The 18134-nt window shown below is 74.6% G+C and carries 17 protein-coding genes and 1 riboswitch; of the genes, 9 read left to right on the forward strand and 8 right to left on the reverse strand.

What is annotated here, in order from left to right:
- Positions 1-82: 82 nt before the first annotated feature.
- From WA762_RS00325 to WA762_RS00335, 3 genes are all read right to left on the reverse strand, one after another.
- A complete protein-coding gene (locus WA762_RS00325) occupies positions 83-475 on the reverse strand; it encodes a DUF3040 domain-containing protein (RefSeq protein ID WP_335931658.1) in 393 nt (130 codons plus the stop codon).
- Between the two features lie 317 nt (positions 476-792).
- Positions 793-1551 (reverse strand): class I SAM-dependent methyltransferase, encoded by a 759-nt coding sequence (locus WA762_RS00330; protein ID WP_335931660.1) that lies wholly within the window; start codon positions 1549-1551, stop codon positions 793-795.
- Between the two features lie 102 nt (positions 1552-1653).
- On the reverse strand, positions 1654-2181 hold the full coding sequence (locus WA762_RS00335; RefSeq protein ID WP_335931662.1) for an SAV_6107 family HEPN domain-containing protein: 528 nt from the start codon (positions 2179-2181) through the stop codon (positions 1654-1656).
- A 169-nt stretch (positions 2182-2350) separates the two neighbouring features.
- Between WA762_RS00335 and WA762_RS00340 the strand changes: the two genes are divergently transcribed.
- The 5 genes from WA762_RS00340 (at position 2351) to WA762_RS00360 (ending at position 8689) form a co-directional block, all read left to right on the forward strand.
- Positions 2351-3355, forward strand: coding sequence for an ATP-binding cassette domain-containing protein (locus tag WA762_RS00340; protein ID WP_335931663.1), 1005 nt, complete (start codon positions 2351-2353; stop codon positions 3353-3355).
- Entirely contained in the window at positions 3327-5414 is a 2088-nt protein-coding gene (locus tag WA762_RS00345) for a YhgE/Pip domain-containing protein (protein ID WP_335931665.1), read from the forward strand. Before WA762_RS00340 ends, WA762_RS00345 begins: the two co-directional genes overlap by 29 nt.
- Before the next feature lie 29 nt (positions 5415-5443).
- Positions 5444-6055: a TetR/AcrR family transcriptional regulator gene (locus tag WA762_RS00350; RefSeq protein WP_335931667.1), complete on the forward strand. Its 612-nt coding sequence runs from the start codon at positions 5444-5446 to the stop codon at positions 6053-6055.
- 456 nt (positions 6056-6511) lie between these two features.
- Positions 6512-7129 (forward strand): DUF4126 domain-containing protein, encoded by a 618-nt coding sequence (locus WA762_RS00355; protein WP_335931669.1) that lies wholly within the window; start codon positions 6512-6514, stop codon positions 7127-7129.
- A 30-nt stretch (positions 7130-7159) separates the two neighbouring features.
- Entirely contained in the window at positions 7160-8689 is a 1530-nt protein-coding gene (locus WA762_RS00360; protein ID WP_335931671.1) for a phytoene desaturase family protein, read from the forward strand.
- 106 nt (positions 8690-8795) lie between these two features.
- Here the strand turns inward: WA762_RS00360 and WA762_RS00365 are convergent, their stop codons facing one another.
- From WA762_RS00365 to WA762_RS00385, 5 genes are all read right to left on the reverse strand, one after another.
- Positions 8796-9836, reverse strand: coding sequence for a hypothetical protein (locus tag WA762_RS00365; RefSeq protein ID WP_335931673.1), 1041 nt, complete (start codon positions 9834-9836; stop codon positions 8796-8798).
- 50 nt (positions 9837-9886) lie between these two features.
- Positions 9887-10804, reverse strand: coding sequence for a methylenetetrahydrofolate reductase [NAD(P)H] (metF, locus tag WA762_RS00370; protein WP_335931676.1), 918 nt, complete (start codon positions 10802-10804; stop codon positions 9887-9889).
- Positions 10805-10914: 110 nt separating this feature from the next.
- Positions 10915-11568: a thiamine phosphate synthase gene (thiE, locus tag WA762_RS00375; protein WP_335931678.1), complete on the reverse strand. Its 654-nt coding sequence runs from the start codon at positions 11566-11568 to the stop codon at positions 10915-10917.
- Positions 11569-11666: 98 nt separating this feature from the next.
- On the reverse strand, positions 11667-12032 hold the full coding sequence (locus WA762_RS00380) for an Rv2175c family DNA-binding protein (RefSeq protein WP_335931680.1): 366 nt from the start codon (positions 12030-12032) through the stop codon (positions 11667-11669).
- Positions 12033-12102: 70 nt separating this feature from the next.
- A complete protein-coding gene (locus tag WA762_RS00385) occupies positions 12103-13353 on the reverse strand; it encodes an NAD(P)/FAD-dependent oxidoreductase (protein WP_443080483.1) in 1251 nt (416 codons plus the stop codon).
- A 198-nt stretch (positions 13354-13551) separates the two neighbouring features.
- A riboswitch (TPP riboswitch) is annotated at positions 13552-13664 on the forward strand.
- Between the two features lie 126 nt (positions 13665-13790).
- Between WA762_RS00385 and thiO the strand changes: the two genes are divergently transcribed.
- From thiO to pknB, 4 genes are all read left to right on the forward strand, one after another.
- Positions 13791-14996 (forward strand): glycine oxidase ThiO, encoded by a 1206-nt coding sequence (gene thiO / locus WA762_RS00390; RefSeq protein WP_335931682.1) that lies wholly within the window; start codon positions 13791-13793, stop codon positions 14994-14996.
- Positions 14993-15265 carry a sulfur carrier protein ThiS gene (gene thiS, locus WA762_RS00395; protein ID WP_335931683.1) on the forward strand — a complete coding sequence of 91 codons (273 nt, stop codon included), beginning with the start codon at positions 14993-14995 and terminating at the stop codon, positions 15263-15265. The genes thiO and thiS overlap by 4 nt, the downstream gene beginning before the upstream one ends.
- A 2-nt stretch (positions 15266-15267) precedes the next feature.
- Entirely contained in the window at positions 15268-16062 is a 795-nt protein-coding gene (locus WA762_RS00400) for a thiazole synthase (protein ID WP_335931685.1), read from the forward strand.
- Between the two features lie 136 nt (positions 16063-16198).
- Positions 16199-18130: a Stk1 family PASTA domain-containing Ser/Thr kinase gene (gene pknB / locus WA762_RS00405; protein WP_335931687.1), complete on the forward strand. Its 1932-nt coding sequence runs from the start codon at positions 16199-16201 to the stop codon at positions 18128-18130.
- The last annotated feature ends 4 nt before the right edge of the window (positions 18131-18134 follow it).

Below are 18134 nucleotides of genomic sequence, written 5' to 3' on the forward strand. Positions count from 1 at the left end.
GGCACGCACGGGGGACGGCGGACACGCACGAGGGGCGACCGCGTGCGCGCGGTCGCCCCTCGTGCCAAGCGTGTTCCAGGCGCTAACGGCCCTGTTCGTCGCGGCGGCGCTGCCACCGCTGCTCGATCCGGTCCATCACCGTTCGGCGCTGCCTGGGTCGGCGGTTGGCACCGCCGGCTCCGGCCGCCGGTTGCTCCCCCGGCTTGGGCGCCTTGCGCCAACTGGTGACCGCGAGGACCGCGCAGCCCAGCATGACGAGGAATCCCACCACGCCGATCCAGATCTGCTGTGCGACCATCCCGGCCATGAGGAGCGCGATACCCACAAGGAAGCCTGCGACCGCCTGGTAGACCCGTCGCCGGGTGTACGTGCGCAGCCCGCTTCCCTCGAGCGCTGTCGCGAACTTGGGATCTTCGGCGTACAGCGCTCGCTCCATCTGCTCGAGCATTCGCTGCTCGTGCTCCGAGAGCGGCACGGAGTCCTCCTCGTCGTCGGCCGCAGGGGGGCGGCCGGTTTGCGGCCCTTCCAGGATAGGCAGGGAATCACCCCCGTGAAACCCGCCCTCTTACCAAACAGCCAGTCCGGGCCGCCACGATGGATCAGCTGTCGAGGCGTAGATTCCCCAACCGCCGATCCGTCATGCCGGATGCTGTCCTCCGATCATACGGGGCGAAGCCTCCGATCGGGCCTCCCAGGGCGTACTCCGTCTGCGGCTGCGTCCCTGATCAACCCCGCTGCCGGGGGAACCGCCCACCGGCCCGGACCGGCATCCCGTCGCCCCTCGGGTGGCGGTCAGGCGCGCTTCGTGCCCAGGACGTGCAGCTGCGTCGCCACCGAGTGGAACGCGGGCAGCTCGGCCGCCGCCGCCTCCAGCCTCAGCAGCGCCTCCATGGCGCCGGGCTCGGTGTCCACCAGGACGCCCGGCACCAGGTCGGCGAAGACCCGTACGCCGTGGACCGCGCCGACCTCCACGTCCGCGGCGGAGACCAGCTCGGTGAGCTGCTCGGCGGTGTAGCGCCGGGGGACCGGGTCCCCCGCGCCCCAGCGGCCCGCCGGGTCGCTCAGGGCCTGCCTCGCCTCCGTGAAGTGACCGGCCAGCGCCCGGGCCAGGACCGCGCCGCCGAGCCCGGCGGCGAGCAGGCTGAGCGCCCCGGACGGGCGGAGCGCGTCGACGGCGTTGCGGACGCCCTCGGCGGGGTCCTCCACGTACTCCAGGACCCCGTGGCACAGAACCGTGTCGAAGCCGCCGCGCTCGACCACGTCGAACAGGCCGTGGATGTCGCCCTGGACGCCGTGGACGCGGTCGGCGACCCCGGCCTCGGCGGCGCGGCGCTCCAGGGCGAACAGCGCGTTGGGGCTGGGGTCGACGACGGTGACCCGGTGGCCGAGGCGGGCGACCGGCACCGCGAAGTTCCCGGTGCCGCCGCCGGTGTCCAGGACGTCCAGGGCGTCCCTGCCGGTCGCCTTGACCTGGTGGTCGAGGGCGTCCTTCAGGACCTCCCAGACCACGGCGGTACGGAGGGAGGCGCGGGGGCGCAGCTGGTCCGACACGGCAGTTGACTCCTCGGCACGGTGCCGCCGGTGACGGCGGAGCGTGAACAGTGCAGGTGATTCAGGTGCTGTCCACCCTATTGCCTCGCGCCGCCGTCGCCGTCACCCCGCCTCGGCCCGGCCCTCGCGGGCCTGCGGAAGGACCGGCTGGAGCACCAGCATCCGCTCGACCAGGCGCAGGAACATCGCCGCGTCCCGCAGCAGGTCGTCCGCGTCGCGGCGGCCGGCCGCGCCCGGTATGCCGGCTTCCGCGCGGGCCCTGCGGCGGGCGCCGGAGGCGAAGAGGGCGCTCCATTCGGTCAGCTCGGGGGCCATTTCGGGCAGCACCTCCCAGGCGCTGCGGATCCGCGCCCGGCGGCGCGGGGAGGTCTCGGGGCGGCCCCGCGCGGCGAGCACCGCGGCGGCGGTGCGCAGGGCGGCCAGGTGGGCGGTCGCGTAGCGCTCGTTCGGCGCGTCGAGGAGGGCGGCCTCGTCGAGCCCGGCCCGGGCCTGGGCGAGCAGGTCGAGGGCGGCCGGGGGCGCCGAGGCGCGGCGCGGGACGGGATGGACGTCGCCGGCCGGACCGGTCGGCGAGGGGGCCGGGCCGGCTGCGCGACGTCGAGGCGTGGACGCCGCGGACGAGTGGGCCATGACGGAACCTCCTTGTCTCGTGCAACGAATCCATGGCCGTACGCCTCCATCGTGGCGGGCACCACTGACAATCGGCCCGATCCGGGCATCCACCTGGGCTTTTGCCTCGGTCCCGAGTTCCCGTTAATCTTTTTGCACTGACTAGTCAGTTCAAAAACGAGGAGAGCCTGTGGACAGTCCGCACGGGGCGGCCGTCGCCGCCGAGGGCTTCGGTCTGAAGGGGCCGCGCGGCTGGGTCTTCCGGGGCGTGGACATCGACGCCGGGCCCGGGTCGCTGGTGGCGGTCGAGGGGCCGTCCGGCTCCGGCCGCACCTGCCTGCTGCTGGCGCTCACCGGCCGGATGCGCCCCACCGAGGGCTGCGCGGAGGTCGGCGGGCTGCGCCTGCCGCGCAAGATGGCCGCCGTGCGCCGCCTCAGCGCGCTGGGCCAGGTGGCGGGGGTCAACGAGCTCGACCCCGCCTTCACCGTCGCCGAGCACCTGCGCGAACGGGCCCTGCTGCAGCACCGCTTCGACGGCGCGCTCCGCGCCCTGCTGCGCCCGCGCGCCGATCGCGTCGCCGCCGCGCGGGGACGGATCGACGCGGCGCTGGAGGCCGCCGGGCTCGACCTCGACGCCCTGCCCAAGGGCGAGCGGACCTCCGTGCGGGACCTCGAACGGCTGGAGGCGCTGCGGCTGTCCATCGCCCTCGCGCTGATCGGCCGGCCCCGGCTGCTCGCGGTGGACGACACCGACCTCAAGCTCTCCGACGCCGAGCGCGAACGGGCCTGGGAGCTGCTGCGGTCCATCGCCGACGCGGGCACCACCGTGCTCGCGGTGTGCAGTCAGGCGCCCGAGGGCGCCGTCACGGTGCGCACCGCGACCACGGTCACCCCGGCGCACGCCCGCACCTCCCCGGCGCGTCCCCGGGACGGCGCGGCCTCCCCGGCCCACGCCCGCAGGCGCGTCCCCGTCCCGGCCGTCCGCGCCCGGAGCGCCGCGGACGGCCCGGTCCGGCCCCGCGAGGCCGCGTCCGACGGGACGCCCGCGCCCGGGCGGCCCGCGGAGCCCGCGCCTCCCGCGCCCGCGACCCACGCGACCACGCCCGCCCCGGCCCGCCCGCGGGACGCCGGGGCCGACCAGACCACGACCCGGAAGGGACCGGCCGATGCGTACGCCGAAACTCGCCGCGCTTGAGCTGAAGCGTTTCGGCAGGGGAAAGCTGCCGGTCGCCGCGCTCATCGCGCTGCTGCTTCTGCCTCTGCTCTACGGCGCCCTGTACCTCTGCTCCTTCTGGGACCCGTACGGTCGGCTGGACAGGATCCCCGTCGCGCTGGTCAACGACGACAAGGGCGCCACCGTCGCCGGGAAGCGCGTCTCGGCCGGTGACGAGCTCACCGGCAAGCTCCTCGACTCCAAGACCTTCGAGTGGCACGAGGTGAGCTCCGCCGAGGCCCACAAGGGCGTGGAGAACGGCACGTTCTACCTCTCGCTCACCATGCCGTCGGACTTCAGCGAGCGGATCGCCTCCAGTTCGGGCTCCTCCCCCGAGACCGGCGCGCTCCAGGTGCGGACGAACGACGCCAACAACTACATCGTCGGACAGATCTCCCGGTCGGTCTTCTCCGAGGTGCGCACCGCCGCGTCCACCAACGCCTCCCGCACCTTCTACGACCGGATCTTCATCGACTTCTCCGATCTGCACGACGCGACGGCGAAGGCCGCCAAGGGCGCCGACGACCTCAAGGGCGGCATCGGCAAGGCGAAGAAGGGCTCGCAGGACCTCGCGGACGGGCTGCGGAACGCCAAGCACGGCAGCAGCGACCTGGCGGGCGGCATCGTCAGGCTGAACAAGGGCGCGGGCGACCTGGAGGCCGGCTCCCGGCAGGTCGCGAACGGCACCCAGGCGCTGGCCGACAAGGTCAACGGGGTGGCGGCCGACGTGCGCCCGTTCCTGAAGGACAACGGGAGGTCGATCGGCGACACCGCCCGGCTGGTCGCGGATTCCGCGCGGACCGTGCGCGACAACCTCGACCTGCTGGTGAAGGCGGCGCCCACCGCGGCCGCCGACGCCCGCACGGCCTCCGACGACCTGGCCGAGGTCCACCGCACCACCTGTACGGAACAGACGCCCGCCGACCCCGACGTCTGCCCGGCGCTGAAGCGCGCCAGGACCGCGGCGGCCGACGTCGCGAAGGTCGCCGCCGACGTCGAGGCGCTGGTCACGAACCAGAACGGGGACCTCAAGAAGCTGCGCTCCCAGCTGACTTCGCTCCAGGGACAGGCCGAGGAGCTGGCCAGGAGCGCGCCGCGCCTCGACGAGGACCTGAAGTCCGCCGTGGCGAAGGTCGACGCGCTCAACACCGGGGCCCACAAGGTCGCCGAGGGAGCGAACGAGCTGCACGCCGGCCTGATCACGGCCCGGACCGGCTCCGCCGACCTGGACACCGGCGTCGGCAACCTCAAGAAGGGCGCCACCGACCTGGACAGCGGCCTGGTCCGGCTCGGCGACGGCTCGACCAGCCTCGCCCAGGGCCTCAACGACGGCGTCGGCAAGATCCCCGACTACGACGAGAAGGACCGCGACGCCCGTACCGAGGTCATGGCCGACCCGGTGCGGCTGGCCTCCGAGTCGCTGCACGCCGCGCCCAATTACGGCACCGGCTTCGCCCCCTACTTCATCCCGCTCTCCCTCTGGGTCGGTTCGATGGTGGCGTACATGCTCATCCAGCCGCTGAACCGGCGGGCGCTCGCGGCCGGGGCCTCCGCCTGGCGGATCGCCTTCGCCGGCTGGCTGCCGGTGGCCGCGATCGGCCTGCTCCAGGTCGCCGCCCTGATGTCTGTGCTGCACTGGGGGCTTGGGCTGGAGATGACCAGGGCCGCCGGGACGATCGGCTTCCTCGCGCTGGTGACGTGCTGCTTCGCCGCGATCGTGCAGTGGCTCAACGCCCGGTTCGGGGCCGCCGGACGCATCCTGGTGCTGGCCGTGCTGATGCTCCAGCTGACCTCGGCCGGAGGCACCTATCCCGTCCAGACCAGCCCCGGGTTCTTCAACGCCATCCACCCCTATCTGCCGATGAGTTACATCGTCGACGGGCTGCGCAGGCTGATCACCGGCGGCGGGCTCGGCCCGGTCTGGCAGGGCTCCGCGGTGCTGCTCGCCTTCACGGCGGGATCGCTCGCCCTGACCGCGCTGGCCGCACGCCGCAAGCAGGTGTGGACCCTGGACCGGCTCCACCCGGAGCTGAGTCTGTGAGCGCGCCGGAACCTGTGAGAATCAAGGGCATGGAAAGCAGCAGCGGCACGCGCCGCCAGGCCACCCGGCAGAGGCTCTACGAGGCGGCTGTGACCCTCATCGCGGAGAAGGGCTTCTCGGCGACCACGGTGGACGAGATCGCCGAGCGCGCCGGGGTCGCCAAGGGCACGGTCTACTACAACTTCAAGAGCAAGACCGAGCTCTTCGAGGAGCTGCTGCGTCACGGCGTCGGGCTGCTCACGGCCTCGCTGCGCACCGCGGCCGAGGAGACGGAGGAGCGCGGCGGCACCCGGGTCGAGGCCCTGGACGCCATGATCCGGGCGGGCCTGGTCTTCATCGACCGCTACCCGGCCTTCACCCAGCTGTACGTCGCGGAGCTGTGGCGCACCAACCGGGCCTGGCAGTCGACCCTCCTGGTGGTGCGTCAGGAGGCCGTGACCGTGGTCGAGGAGGTGTTGCGCGAAGGGGTGGAGCGCGGTGAGCTCAGCGAGGAGATCGACATCCAGCTGACGGCCGCCGCGCTGGTCGGCATGGTGCTGGTGGCGGCCCTGGACTGGCAGGCGTTCCAGCCCGGGCGGTCGATCGACGACGTGCACTCGGCGCTGTCGCTGCTGCTGCACGGGCGGGTCAGCGGGCGCTGACCGGGCTCTCGCCGTACCGGTGCGCAAGAGCGCCGCACCGGTGCGCGAGGGCGTCCGGCCGGTGCGCAGGAACGTCTGACGGCGGAAGAGCGTCCGGCCGGCGGGCGAGAACGCGGGACCGGTACGCGAGGGCGCCGGTCCGGTGAGGCCCGATCCCCCGGGCCCGCGCCGGACCGGCGCTCCTTCGCTGCCGGAGAGCCTCCCCCGCGCCTCGTTCCCCCGTGGCGCCGGGCTCTCCGTCGTACTTCCCCCGTTCCGGAAGGGGTGCCGCGCCGGTTCCGCCGCCCCGTGTCGGCGGTGCCGTGCGCCGCGCCCCTGTCCGTGCCCTCCACTCTTCCGTCCGCGCCGACGGGAACCCATCCGCGTACCTACTCATCTCCCCGCCTAGGTACGGATACTCAGGCCTTCGCCCGGGATCCCGCCCGGCGGCGCGCGGCGTGTGGTTACGATCGCCCCGTGTCCGTACTCCCCCTGGTCTTCACGAGCGGCTGGGCGAGCGGGATCAACGCGTACGCGGTGGTCCTGCTGCTCGGCGTCTTCGGCGCGACCGGCCTCTCCGACGAGGTGCCCGCGTCGCTGCAGCGCACCGACGTCCTGATCGTGGCCGGCGTGCTGTTCCTGTGCGAGATGGTGGCGGACAAGATCCCGTACGTGGACACGGCCTGGGACGCGCTGCAAACCGCCGTCCGGCCGGTCGCCGGGGCGGTCGTGGCGGCGCTGCTGGCCGGGGAGAGCGGCTCGCTGCCGGAGCTCGCGGCGGCCGCCGTCGGCGGTTCCACCGCGCTCGTCAGCCATCTGGTGAAGGCCGGCGCCAGGATGGCGGTCAACTCGTCCCCCGAGCCGTTCAGCAACTTCGTGGTGAGCACCGCCGAGGACCTGGGCGTCGCGGGCATCGTCGTCTTCGCGATGTTCCATCCGGTGGCGGCCGCGGTCATCGCTGGGGCGCTGTTGCTGCTGGGTCTGGTGACCGTGGCCTTCCTGGCCTCCCGCATCCGCCGCTATCTGCGCCGCCGGGCCCGGCGGCGCGAGGAGAGGCGCCTGGCCGCGGCGGGTGTGCCCCAGCCGCCGGAGTGACTGTCGCAGGCGGCCGTTAAGGTCGCTGCCATGGCACGTATTGCGGTGATCGGCGCCGGAATGGGCGCGATGGCGGCGGCCGCCCGGCTCGCCGTGGCAGGCCACCGGGTGACGGTGTGCGAACGATCGGAGACCTTCGGCGGCTCGGTCGGCCGGTATGCCCATGAGGGCTTCTCGTTCGACACCGGGCCCGCCCTGCTGCACCTGCCCGCGGTCTACCGCGACCTGTTCGTGAAGACCGGCAGGGAGCCGCTGGAGCGGTGCGTCACGCTGACTCAGGTCGATCCGGCGAGCCGCCATGTCTTCGCGGACGGCACGGCCTTCTCGCTGCCGAACGCCTCGCGGGCCGGGGTGGTCTCCGCCCTGGACGCGGCGTTGGGCGGCGGCGCGGGCGCGGCCTGGGGCGCCTTCCTCGACCGGGCGCGGGACGCCTGGGACCGGTCGAGACGTCCGCTGCTGGAGGAGCCGCTGCGCCCCGACTGGCAGGTGCTCGGCCGTGATCCGTATCCCGCGCCGTCGCGGCGCAGGCTGCTGCGGCCGGCCCGCCGGGCGGGCACGGTGGCGGAGGTCGGCGCCTGGGAGCTGCCGGACCCCCGGCTGGCCGCCCTGCTCGACGGGTACGCCCTGTCGTACGGTCTGGACCCGCGGCGCGCACCGGCGGCCGCCGCCCTGCTGCCGTATCTCCAGGAGACCTTCGGCAGCTGGTACGTCGAGGGCGGGATCCGGGCCCTGGCCCGGGCGGTGTACGAGCGATGCCTGGCCCGGAAGGTGGAGTTCGCCTTCAGCGCCGAGGTCGTCCGGGTGATCGAGAAGGACGGCCGGGCGGCGGGCGTCGAGATGGCGGACGGCACGGCCGTCGAGGCCGATCACGTGGTGCTGGGGGTCCGGCCGCGTCCCGGTCTGGTGCCCGGCGGGGAGCTGTGGCGCGACGGCGACGTGACGGTGCAGCCGCGCCCCGGGGAGGCGCGGGGGCAGTCGCTGGCGCCGGGCCGCTTCCTGGTCATGCTCGCGCTGCGCGGCGCCCGGTCCGCGGACGCCGCGCACCGGACCCTGGTGCACCCGGCGGACGGCGCGGCGGAGTGCGAGGCGGTGTTCGCCGGGCGGGTGGCCGAGCGGCCGACGGTGACGGTGCTGCGCCCGGACGACCCGGCGACCCGCCCCGACGACGCCCACGAGGCGGTGACGCTGACGGCGACGGTCGCCCCGCAAGGGGCGGTGGACTGGACGGACGCCGCGGTCCGCGCGCGTTTCGCGGAGACCCTGATCGAGACGGCCGGAGCGGTCGTGCCCGGCGTCCGGGAGCGGTTGCTCCACGCCGAGGTACGGACCCCGGCCGAGACGGCGGCGGACACCGGAGCCGAGGGCGGTTCGGTGCCCGCGCCCGCGCTGGCGGGGGCCGAGGGGGCGTATCTGCATCCGGCCAACCGCACCCGGCTGCCGGGGCTTCTTCTCGCGGGCGGCTGGTCGCACCCGGGCGGCGGGCTCGCGCACGCCGGGATGTCGGGGGCGCTGGTCGCCGGGCTGATCGTGGAGGGCGACGGGTTCCGGGGCTCCCAGTGACCTCGCCCGGGCCGCGGCTCCGCCGGCCCGAGCGGCTCCGGGCCGGCCCCCCGGCCGGACGACGGCGGTGTCCTCCGGCCGGAGGACGGCACCTCGGAGACACCCCCTAGCGGTACCGCTCCCCGTCGTAGCCGCTGCCGTCGTGGTAACCGTTCGGGTACGGGGCGGGCTGTGCGGGCCGCTGCTCCGGGGGCGCGGCCGGGTACTGCTCGCCCTCGCGCTGCTGCGGCACCCAGACGCCGCCGGGCGGGGTGTCGGCGTACTGCTGCTGGGCGTACGGGTCGGGGGCGGTGTACTGCTGCTGCCGTCCGCCGAAGGCGTCGTAGCCGTCGCCGTAGCCGTCGTACGGGGCGGGGCCGCCCGCGGTGCCGGTCCCGACGTAGGGGTCGGAGTACGCGGCGTACTGCTGGTGTCCGCCGGCGCCGTAGTCGTACGTCCCGGCGGCGAAGGGATCCTGGCCGCCCGGGAAGTCCTGGCCGCCGGCCGACGGGGCGTGGCCGGCGAAGGGGTCCTGGCCGGGCGCCGCGTGGGCGGCGGGGTCGGCGTAGGCGTCGTACGCGGCGTACTGCGGCCGGTCGTCCCGGCCGTTCTCCCCCGCCGCGTGCCGGTGGCCGGAGTAGACGCCGTACTGGCCGGTGTCGTCGGGCAGCGGCTCCGGCGCGTAGACCGCCGTCGGGGGCTCGGTATCCGGCAGTGCGGGAGCCTGGGCCCGCCCGTCGTAGTCGTACGCGTGCCCCTGCTCCGCCGGTTCCGGAGATTCCGCCGGTCCCGCGGTGTCCGTCGTACCGGCGGACGGGGCGTCGGGGCCGGAAGCCCCGGCCGCCGCCCTGCGGCCGGCGCGGCCGCTCCCGCCGCGGCCCTTTCCGCCGCGGCGGCGCCGGCTCTCGCCGGGGCGTCCCCCCAGGGCCCAGCCGGTGGAGAAGCCCCGCCGGAACGACAGCGTGACGTAGGTCTGGCCGGTCGCGAACGCGATCGCGCCGACAGTGATCACGAACACGGACGGCGTCAGCACGCCGACGACCACGCCGAGGAAGCCGACGAAGGCGAGCAGTCTCCAGCGGAGGCGCGCCTTGTACTGCAGGAGCACCTCGCCGAGCAGCCACAGCGCGACGATTCCGAACGCGATGTAGAGGACTGTCCAGCCCATGCCCGCCCCCTCCTACGGCCTCCGCCGCGGGAGGGGGCGGGTACGGCCGGTCACAACTGCTTGTGCAGTCCGAGATTTTCGTGGATCTCGAGCGTCGCCGTCGAGTTGTTGAGCGTGATGAAGTGCAGTCCGGGCACGCCTTCGGAAAGCAGCCTCGCGCAGAACTCCGTTGCGAAGTCGATACCAATGGAGCGTACAGCGGCGGGATCGTCCTTGACCGCGAGGATGCGTTCCTTCAGGGCGGAAGGGAAAGCGGCGTTGCTCAGCTGGGCGAACCGTTCGAGCTGTTTGACGCTGGTCAGCGGCATGACCTCGGGAATGATGGGCGTTTCGCAACCCGCAGCGACTACCCGGTCACGCATGCGCACATAGTCGTCGGGATTGAAGAACATCTGAGTGATCGCATAATCGGCCCCGGCGCGGCACTTGTCCACGAAATGTCGGATGTCGGCGTCCCAGTCGGTCGAACGCGGGTGCATCTCGGGAAATGCCGCGACGCCGACGCAGAAATCGCCGGATTCCTTGATCAGGCGGACGAGGTCGGCCGCGTACCGCACGCCCCGGGGGTGCTCGACCCACTCGCCCATCGGGTCGCCGGGCGGGTCGCCGCGCACCGCGAGGATGTTCCGGATCCCGGCGTCGGCGTACTGCCCGACCATGTTGCGCAGCTCGGCGACCGAGTGGTTGACCGCGGTGAGGTGGGCGACCGGGGTGAGGGTGGTGTCGGCGGCGATCTCCTGGGTGGCCTTGACCGTCCCGGCCCGGGTGGAGCCCCCGGCGCCGTAGGTCACGGAGACGAAACTCGGCCGCACCGCCTCGACGCGGCGCAGGGCGTTCCAGAGGTTCCGCTCGCCCTTCTCGGTCTTGGGCGCCCAGAACTCGAAGGAGTACGAGGGCTCGCCGGTCGCGAGGAGCTCACGCACCGTGGGCGCGTGATCCGTCCTGGTGGTAGGTGTGCCAAGGGCCATACGGGCAGGTTAACCAGACGGCACGGGCCGTAGGACCAGACCAACCTCAAATGTCCGGATTGCGCGTTTGTTTGTCCATTCCTCGGACACTCGGTCGGACGTCCGGCCGATCACGCCCCGGTGCGGGCCCGGATTCTGCCGGCGAGCTCGGCGGCGGCCGCGGCGGGGTCGTCGGCCTCGGTGATCGCCCGGACGACGACCACCCGGCGCGCCCCCGCGTCCAGCACCTCGTCGAGGTTGCCCGCGTCGATCCCGCCGATGGCGAACCAGGGGCGCCGGACGCCGAGCGAGGCGGCGTACCGCACGAGGCCGAGCCCCGGGGCGGGGCGGCCGGGCTTGGTCGGGGTGGGCCAGCAGGGGCCGGTGCAGAAGTAGTCCACGCCGGGCTGGGCGACGGCCGCGTCGACCTCGGACGCGGCGTGGGTGGAGCGGCCGATCAGCACCTGGTCGCCGAGGACGGCGCGGGCCGCGGGGACCGGCAGGTCGCCCTGGCCGAGGTGGAGCACATCGGAGCCGATGGCGTGGGCGACGTCGGCCCGGTCGTTCACCGCGAGGAGCTTGCCGTGCCGCCGGCACGCGTCGGCGAGGACCGCGAGGTGTTCGAGCTCCTCGGCGGCCTCCATGCCCTTGTCCCGCAGCTGGACGATGTCCACCCCGGCGGCGAGGACGGCGTCGAGGAAGGCCGGGAGGTCTCCCTGGCGCCTGCGGGCGTCCGTGCACAGGTAGAGCCGGGCGTCGGACAGCTGCGCGCGAGGCGTGGGCATGGTGTGGTTCCCCCCGGGAGAGCGTTGGCGGAGCGGCGGCCGGGACGAGGACGGGGCACGGACCGCGCGGTCCGTGCCGCCGCCTCGCGGTCACCGGTTCAGACGGCGAGCGCCTGGGCGCGGCGCTTCACCTCCGTGCCGCGATTCTCGCTCAGCGCCTGGGCGGGGGTGCCCGGCAGGGTCGGGTCGGGAGTGAAGAGCCACTCCAGCATCTCTTCGTCGTCGAAGCCGTCGTCCCTCAGGAGGGTCAGGGTGCCGGAGAGGCCCTTGACCACCTTGTCGCCCGCGATGAAGGCGGCCGGCACCTGGAGCGCCCGGTTCTCACCGCGGCGCACGGCGATGAGCTGGCCCTCCTTGACCAGCTGCCGCACACGTGTCACCTCGACGCCGAGCATGTCGGCGATGTCGGGGAGGTGGAGCCAGGCGGGGACGAGAGCATCGATCTTTGCGTCAATCTCGGTCACAGGACAAGCGTGCCATCCCGGACCGACAGCCGGTAGCCGGGCCGACCGTACGAGGGGCGCCGGTACGCCGTCAGAGGGGCGTCGACTTCAGGGGCACGGAGGGATCGACGACCCGCGCCGGGTCCAGCGGCGTCCCCGCCTCGATGAGTCTGCGGCCCTGCGCCAGGTCGCGGGGGCGGCCGACGGCGAGGACGGCGACCAGGACGCCGTCGCGCAGCCAGCACACCGACCAGGCGGGTTCGGCGGGGTCGCCGCGCCACAGCAGGGTGTCGGCGGCCGCGTGGTGCCCCGCGTACTGCACGAACCGGTCGAACTGCTCGGACCAGAAGTACGGGACGGGGTCGTAGGCGGGCGGCGCCGGGCGGTCCCCGGCCGCGGCGACGATGTCGGCGGCGACCGTCCGGGGGCCCTGGAGGGCGTTGTCCCAGTGGTGGACGAGCAGGCGTTCGCCGTACCGGGCGGAGGGGAACGAGGCGCAGTCGCCGACCGCGTACACGTCGGGCAGCGAGGTGCGCAGCAGGCTGTCGGCGGTCACCGATCCGTCGGGGCCCAGCTCGACGCCCGAGCCGGCCAGCCAGCCGGTGGCGGGCCGGGCGCCGATGCCGACGACGACGGCCCCGGCCGGGATCTCCCGGCCGTCGGCGAGGACCACCCTGCCCGGTTCGACGCGGTCGACGCGGGCGCCGGTGAGGAGTTCGGCGCCGCTCTCGGCGTACCAGGCGGCCATCGGGGCGGCGACCTCGGCGGGCAGCGCCCCGGCGAGCGGCCGGTCGGCGGCCTCCAGGACGGTGACCGCGCAGCCGGCGGCGCGGGCGGCGGTGGCGAACTCGGCTCCGATCCAGCCCGCCCCGACCACCACCACGTCGTGCCGCCGGTCGAGGACGGGCCGCAGCCGGGCCGCGTCGTCGAGGGTGCGCAGCAGATGGACGCCGGGGACGCCCTCGGTGCCGGGCAGGACGACCGGCTCGGCGCCGGTCGCGAGCACCAGCACGTCGTAGGGGACGGGGCCCGAGGCCGTGTCCAGCTCGTGCGCCGCGGCCCGCAGGCCGGTGACGTCGAGGCCCAGCCGCAGCTCGACGTCCAGCGCCTCGAAGTCGATGTCGAAGGCGGAGTCCTCGGCCTTGCCGAGCAGCACCGCCTTGGACAGCGGGGGCCGGTCGTAGGGCTGGTGGGGTTCGGCGCCGATCACCGTGACGGGGCCGGTGAAGCCCTGTTCCCGCAGGGCCACGGCCGTCTGCACGCCGGCCATGCCCGCGCCTGCGATGACCACGCGGCGTCCCGTGTCCGGGTCCGGGCGTTCCGACTGCTGCTGATCGCTCACCCGTACACCTTAAACACCTGACGACACGTCAGGACAGGGGGAGTTGCTCCACGGCGCCGGCGCCGCCGCCCTCCCGCGGCTCCCGCTCCCCTGGCCCGTCCGGCCCGGTCCGGCCGTCCGGGAGTGCCACGACGGCGAACGGGCCTCGGCCGCCGCTCCCTTACCGGGCCGCGGGGGCGGGGTTTAGGGTGGCCACGGTAAGACACTCGCGGGAGCCCGCACGGAGCGGGCTGAGAGGGAGGCTGGGCGGCCTCCGACCGTACGAACCTGATCCGGGTCATGCCGGCGAAGGGAGGGGCTGGACGCCCATGCGTGTTTCTCGGAACGAGGAGCGGTCCGACGTTCCCGACGAAGGTCCCGGCGCGCCCGGCCGCGGTCCCGGCGCAGGTCCGGGCGTGCCCGCCCGCGGTCCCGGCGCGCCCGGCTCGGGTCGCGGCGTGCTCCGTGAGGCTCCCGGCCGGGCCGGCGCCGGTTCCGGCGGCTGCGACGTCCTCGTCGTCGGGGGCGGCGTCATCGGCCTGGTGACCGCCTGGCGCGCCGCGCAACGCGGTCTGCGCACCGCGGTCGTCGACCCCGAACCGGGCGGCGGGGCCGCGCTGACGGCGGCCGGGATGCTGGCCGCCGTCACCGAACTCCACTACGGCGAGGAGCTGTTGCTGGGGCTGAACCTGGCCTCCGCCGCCCGCTACCCGGACTTCGTGGCGGAGCTGGAGGAGGCGAGCGGCCGGGACACGGGCTTTCGCGCCTGCGGCACGCTGGCCGTCGCGCTGGACTCCGACGACCGCGCCCATCTGCGGGAACTGCACGCCCTGCAGCGGCGTTCGGGCCTGGAGTCGGAGTGGCTGACGGGCCGCGAGTGCCGCCGTCTGGAGCCGATGCTCGCGCCCGGGGTGCGGGGCGGGCTGCGGGTGGACGGCGACCACCAGGTCGATCCGCGCCGGCTGGCCGCCGCGCTGCTGGCCGCGTGCGAGCGGGCCGGGGTGGTCTTCCACCGCGCCCGGGCGGAGCGGCTGAGGGTGGTACGCGACCGGGCCGTCGGGGTCGTGCTCGCCGGGGGCGCGGAGCGCGCCGCCGACCAGGTGGTGCTCGCCGCCGGCAGTCTCAGCGGCCGGCTGGCGGGCCTGCCGCCCGGGGTCGCGCCGCCGGTGCGGCCGGTGAAGGGGCAGGTGCTGCGGCTGACCGTGCCCGCCCGGTACGCGCCCTTCCTCTCCCGGACGGTCCGGGCCCTGGTCCGGGGCGGCCACCTCTATCTCGTGCCGCGGGAGAACGGCGAACTGGTCGTCGGCGCCACCAGCGAGGAGATGGGCTGGGACACCACCGTCACCGCGGGCGGCGTCTACGAGCTGCTGCGGGACGCCCACGAGCTGGTGCCCGGCATCACCGAGCTGCCGCTCACCGAGGCCCGGGCCGGTCTGCGCCCCGGCTCCCCCGACAACGCCCCGCTGCTGGGCCCCACCGCGCTGCCCGGCCTCCATCTCGCGACCGGCCACCACCGCAACGGGGTGCTGCTCACGCCCGTCACCGGCGACATCATGGCGGCGCTGCTGGCCGACGGCGAACTGCCCGAGGAAGCCCGCCCCTTCACCCCGCACCGCTTCTCGCCCGCCGCCGACTCCGAAGTACGTCAGGAGCAGCCCGCATGACCGAGTCCGCGCCCGTCCCCGACTCCGCGACCGCCGCCGACCCCTCCCCCGGCCCGTCCCGCGCCCCCGTGCGCGTGACCGTGAACGGCGAGGTCCGTCTCCTCGACCCGGGCACCGCCCTGGACGTCCTCGTCGCCGGTCTGACCGCGGCCCGGTCCGGGGTCGCGGCCGCCGTGAACGAGAGCGTCGTGCCGCGCGGACAGTGGACGGCCACCGCGCTCCGCGACGGCGACCGGGTCGAGATCCTGACCGCGGTCCAGGGAGGCTGACCGTGTCCGACGACCTCTTCGCCCTCGGCGACGCCGTGTTCGGCTCCCGGCTGATCATGGGCACGGGCGGGGCGCCCAGCCTCGACGTGCTGGAACGCGCCCTCGTCGCCTCCGGCACCGAGCTGACCACCGTCGCGATGCGCCGCCTGGACCCGACCGTGCAGGGCTCGGTGCTGTCCGTGCTGCGGCGGCTCGGCATCCGCGTCCTGCCGAACACGGCGGGCTGCTTCACCGCGGGCGAGGCCGTGCTGACCGCCCGGCTGGCCCGGGAGGCCCTGGGCGCCGACTGGGTCAAGCTGGAGGTGGTGGCCGACGAGCGGACCCTGCTGCCCGACCCGGTCGAGCTGCTGGACGCCGCCGAGACCCTGGTGGACGACGGTTTCACGGTGCTGCCGTACACCAACGACGACCCGGTGCTGGCCCGCCGGCTCCAGGACGTGGGCTGCGCGGCGGTGATGCCGCTCGGCTCCCCCATCGGCTCCGGGCTCGGCATCCGCAACCCGCACAACTTCCAGCTGATCGTCGAGCAGGCCCGGGTGCCGGTGATCCTCGACGCGGGCGCCGGGACGGCCTCGGACGCGGCGCTGGCGATGGAGCTGGGGTGTGCGGCGGTGATGCTGGCGTCCGCCGTGACCAGGGCCCAGGAGCCGGAGCTGATGGCGTCCGCGATGCGGCACGCGGTGGCGGGCGGCCGGCTGGCCTACCGGGCGGGCCGGATCCCGCGCCGCCACTTCGCCGAGGCGTCGTCGCCGGTGGCGGGGCGCGCGGTGCTGGACCCGGAACGCCCGGCCTTCTGAACCGGCGCGCGACCGGCGCGCGGAGCCGCCGGGGCGGGCGCGCGCATCGTGTCCCTGTCACGGCTCGGCCGTGGTTCGGCCCCGGGGCCGTCCGGACCGTCGGAGGGGGTCCCCGGCTGCTCGTAGACTCGCTTGCGTGGATACGACCCTCCAGGACCCGCTCGTCGGGCAGCTGCTCGACGGCCGCTACCGCGTCGATGCCCGCATCGCCGCGGGCGGCATGGCCACGGTCTACCGGGCCGTAGACACCCGGCTGGACCGGGTGCTCGCCCTCAAGGTGATGCATCCGGCGCTCGCCACCGACGCCTCCTTCGTGGAGCGGTTCATACGCGAGGCCAAGTCCGTGGCCCGGCTCGCGCACCCCAATGTGGTCGCGGTCTTCGACCAGGGCGCCCAGGGGCAGTACGTCTACCTCGCGATGGAGTACGTCCCGGGGTGCACCCTGCGCGACGTGCTGCGCGACCGGGGCGCCCTGCAGCCGAGGGCCGCGCTGGACATCCTGGAGCCGGTGCTGGCCGCGCTCGGCTCCGCGCACCGGGCCGGTTTCGTGCACCGCGACATGAAGCCGGAGAACGTCCTGATAGGGGACGACGGCCGGGTCAAGGTGGCCGACTTCGGGCTGGTGCGGGCGGTGGGCTCCGCCACCGCCACCACCGGGTCGGTGCTGGGCACGGTCTCGTACCTCGCCCCCGAGCAGATAGAACACGGCACGGCGGACACCCGGACCGACGTGTACGCCTGCGGCGTCGTCCTGTACGAGATGCTGACCGGCGCCAAGCCGCACGCGGGCGACACCCCCGCCCAGGTGATCTACCGGCATCTCAACGAGGACGTCCCGGCCCCGTCGGCCCTGGTCCCGGACCTTCCGGTGGAGCTGGACGACCTGGTGGCGAGCGCCACCGCGCGCGATCCCGAGGTCCGCCCGTCCGACGCGGTGGCGCTGCTGGCCGAGACCCGCCGGGCCCGGTCCGCGCTCTCCGACGCCCAGCTGGACGCGGTGCCGCCGCAGGCCCTGGCCGAGGAGCGCGACGCCGCCGAGGACCGCACCAGCGTGATCCCGCGACCGGTCCCGTCCGGTCACGAGGTCACCGCGCAGCACACCAGCCGGCTGGCGCTGCCGCCGCGGGAGCCGTCCGGTCCGGCGGCCGGGCCGGACGCCGGACCGGGGCGTTTCCGGCGGCCCCGGCGCTCCGTCGTCACCGTGGTGGCGGCCGTGCTGCTGGCGCTGGGCATCGGCTCGGGCGTCTGGTACATCAACTCCGGGCAGTTCACCCGGGTCCCCTCGCTGCTGGGGCAGAGCGAGCAGAACGCCCGGCAGCGGATCGCGGACGCCGGTCTGGACGTCAAGGGCGTCGACGGCGCCTACAGCGACACCGTGGCGCGCGGCAAGGTGATCGACAGCGATCCGGCGTCCGGGGCGCGCATCCGGAGGAACGACGGGGTGCGGCTGGTCGTCTCGCGCGGTCCCGAGATCGTGAAGGTGCCCGACGTCCGGGGCCTCTCCCTCACGGAGGCCCGGCGCGAGCTGAAGAAGGCCGGTCTGGCGCCCGGCATGATCACCCGGGAGTTCAGCGAGGACACCGGTCGCGGCGACGTGATCCGGACCGAGCCCGGGGCGGGCGCCGGACGGCACCCGGACACCGCGGTCGCCCTCGTCGTCAGCAAGGGCGCCCCGGTCGAGGTCCCCGACGTCACCGGCCTGTCGGTCCAGGACGCCACGGACGCGCTGGACGAGCACGGGCTGAAGGCCGAGGTGCTGCCCGGCCGGATCAACGCGCCCGAGGTCTCCGGCGACATCGCCCGTCAGTCCCCGGCGAAGGGCGCGCGGGCCGCCGAGGGGGACACCGTCAGGCTCACGGTCTCCAAGGGGCCGCGGATGCTCACCGTCCCGGACGTGACCGGGAAGGACGTCGACGCCGCGAAGCGCGAACTGAAGGGCGCGGGCTTCGAGGTCGAGGTCAAGCGTCCGTTCCTGTCCTTCAGCGACACCGTGGCGGACCAGTCCGTCGAGGGCGGCGGGCAGGCTCCCGAGGGCAGCACCATCACCATCAGGATCAAGGGGCTCTAGTTCC

Source organism: Streptomyces tyrfis, assembly GCF_037034285.1.
Taxonomy (GTDB): Bacteria; Actinomycetota; Actinomycetes; order Streptomycetales; family Streptomycetaceae; genus Streptomyces.

Bases quoted from the DNA above. Each gene is read 5' to 3' on its own strand.
- WA762_RS00360 (WP_335931671.1), top strand. From the start codon at position 7,160: ATGGCACGTATTGCGGTGATCGGCGCCGGAATGGGCGCGATGGCGGCG.
- WA762_RS00350 (WP_335931667.1), top strand. From the start codon at position 5,444: ATGGAAAGCAGCAGCGGCACGCGCCGCCAGGCCACCCGGCAGAGGCTC.
- thiE (WP_335931678.1), bottom strand. From the start codon at position 11,568: ATGCCCACGCCTCGCGCGCAGCTGTCCGACGCCCGGCTCTACCTGTGC.
- metF (WP_335931676.1), bottom strand. From the start codon at position 10,804: ATGGCCCTTGGCACACCTACCACCAGGACGGATCACGCGCCCACGGTG.
- WA762_RS00335 (WP_335931662.1), bottom strand. From the start codon at position 2,181: ATGGCCCACTCGTCCGCGGCGTCCACGCCTCGACGTCGCGCAGCCGGC.
- WA762_RS00365 (WP_335931673.1), bottom strand. From the start codon at position 9,836: ATGGGCTGGACAGTCCTCTACATCGCGTTCGGAATCGTCGCGCTGTGG.
- thiS (WP_335931683.1), top strand. From the start codon at position 14,993: ATGACCGAGTCCGCGCCCGTCCCCGACTCCGCGACCGCCGCCGACCCC.
- WA762_RS00345 (WP_335931665.1), top strand. From the start codon at position 3,327: ATGCGTACGCCGAAACTCGCCGCGCTTGAGCTGAAGCGTTTCGGCAGG.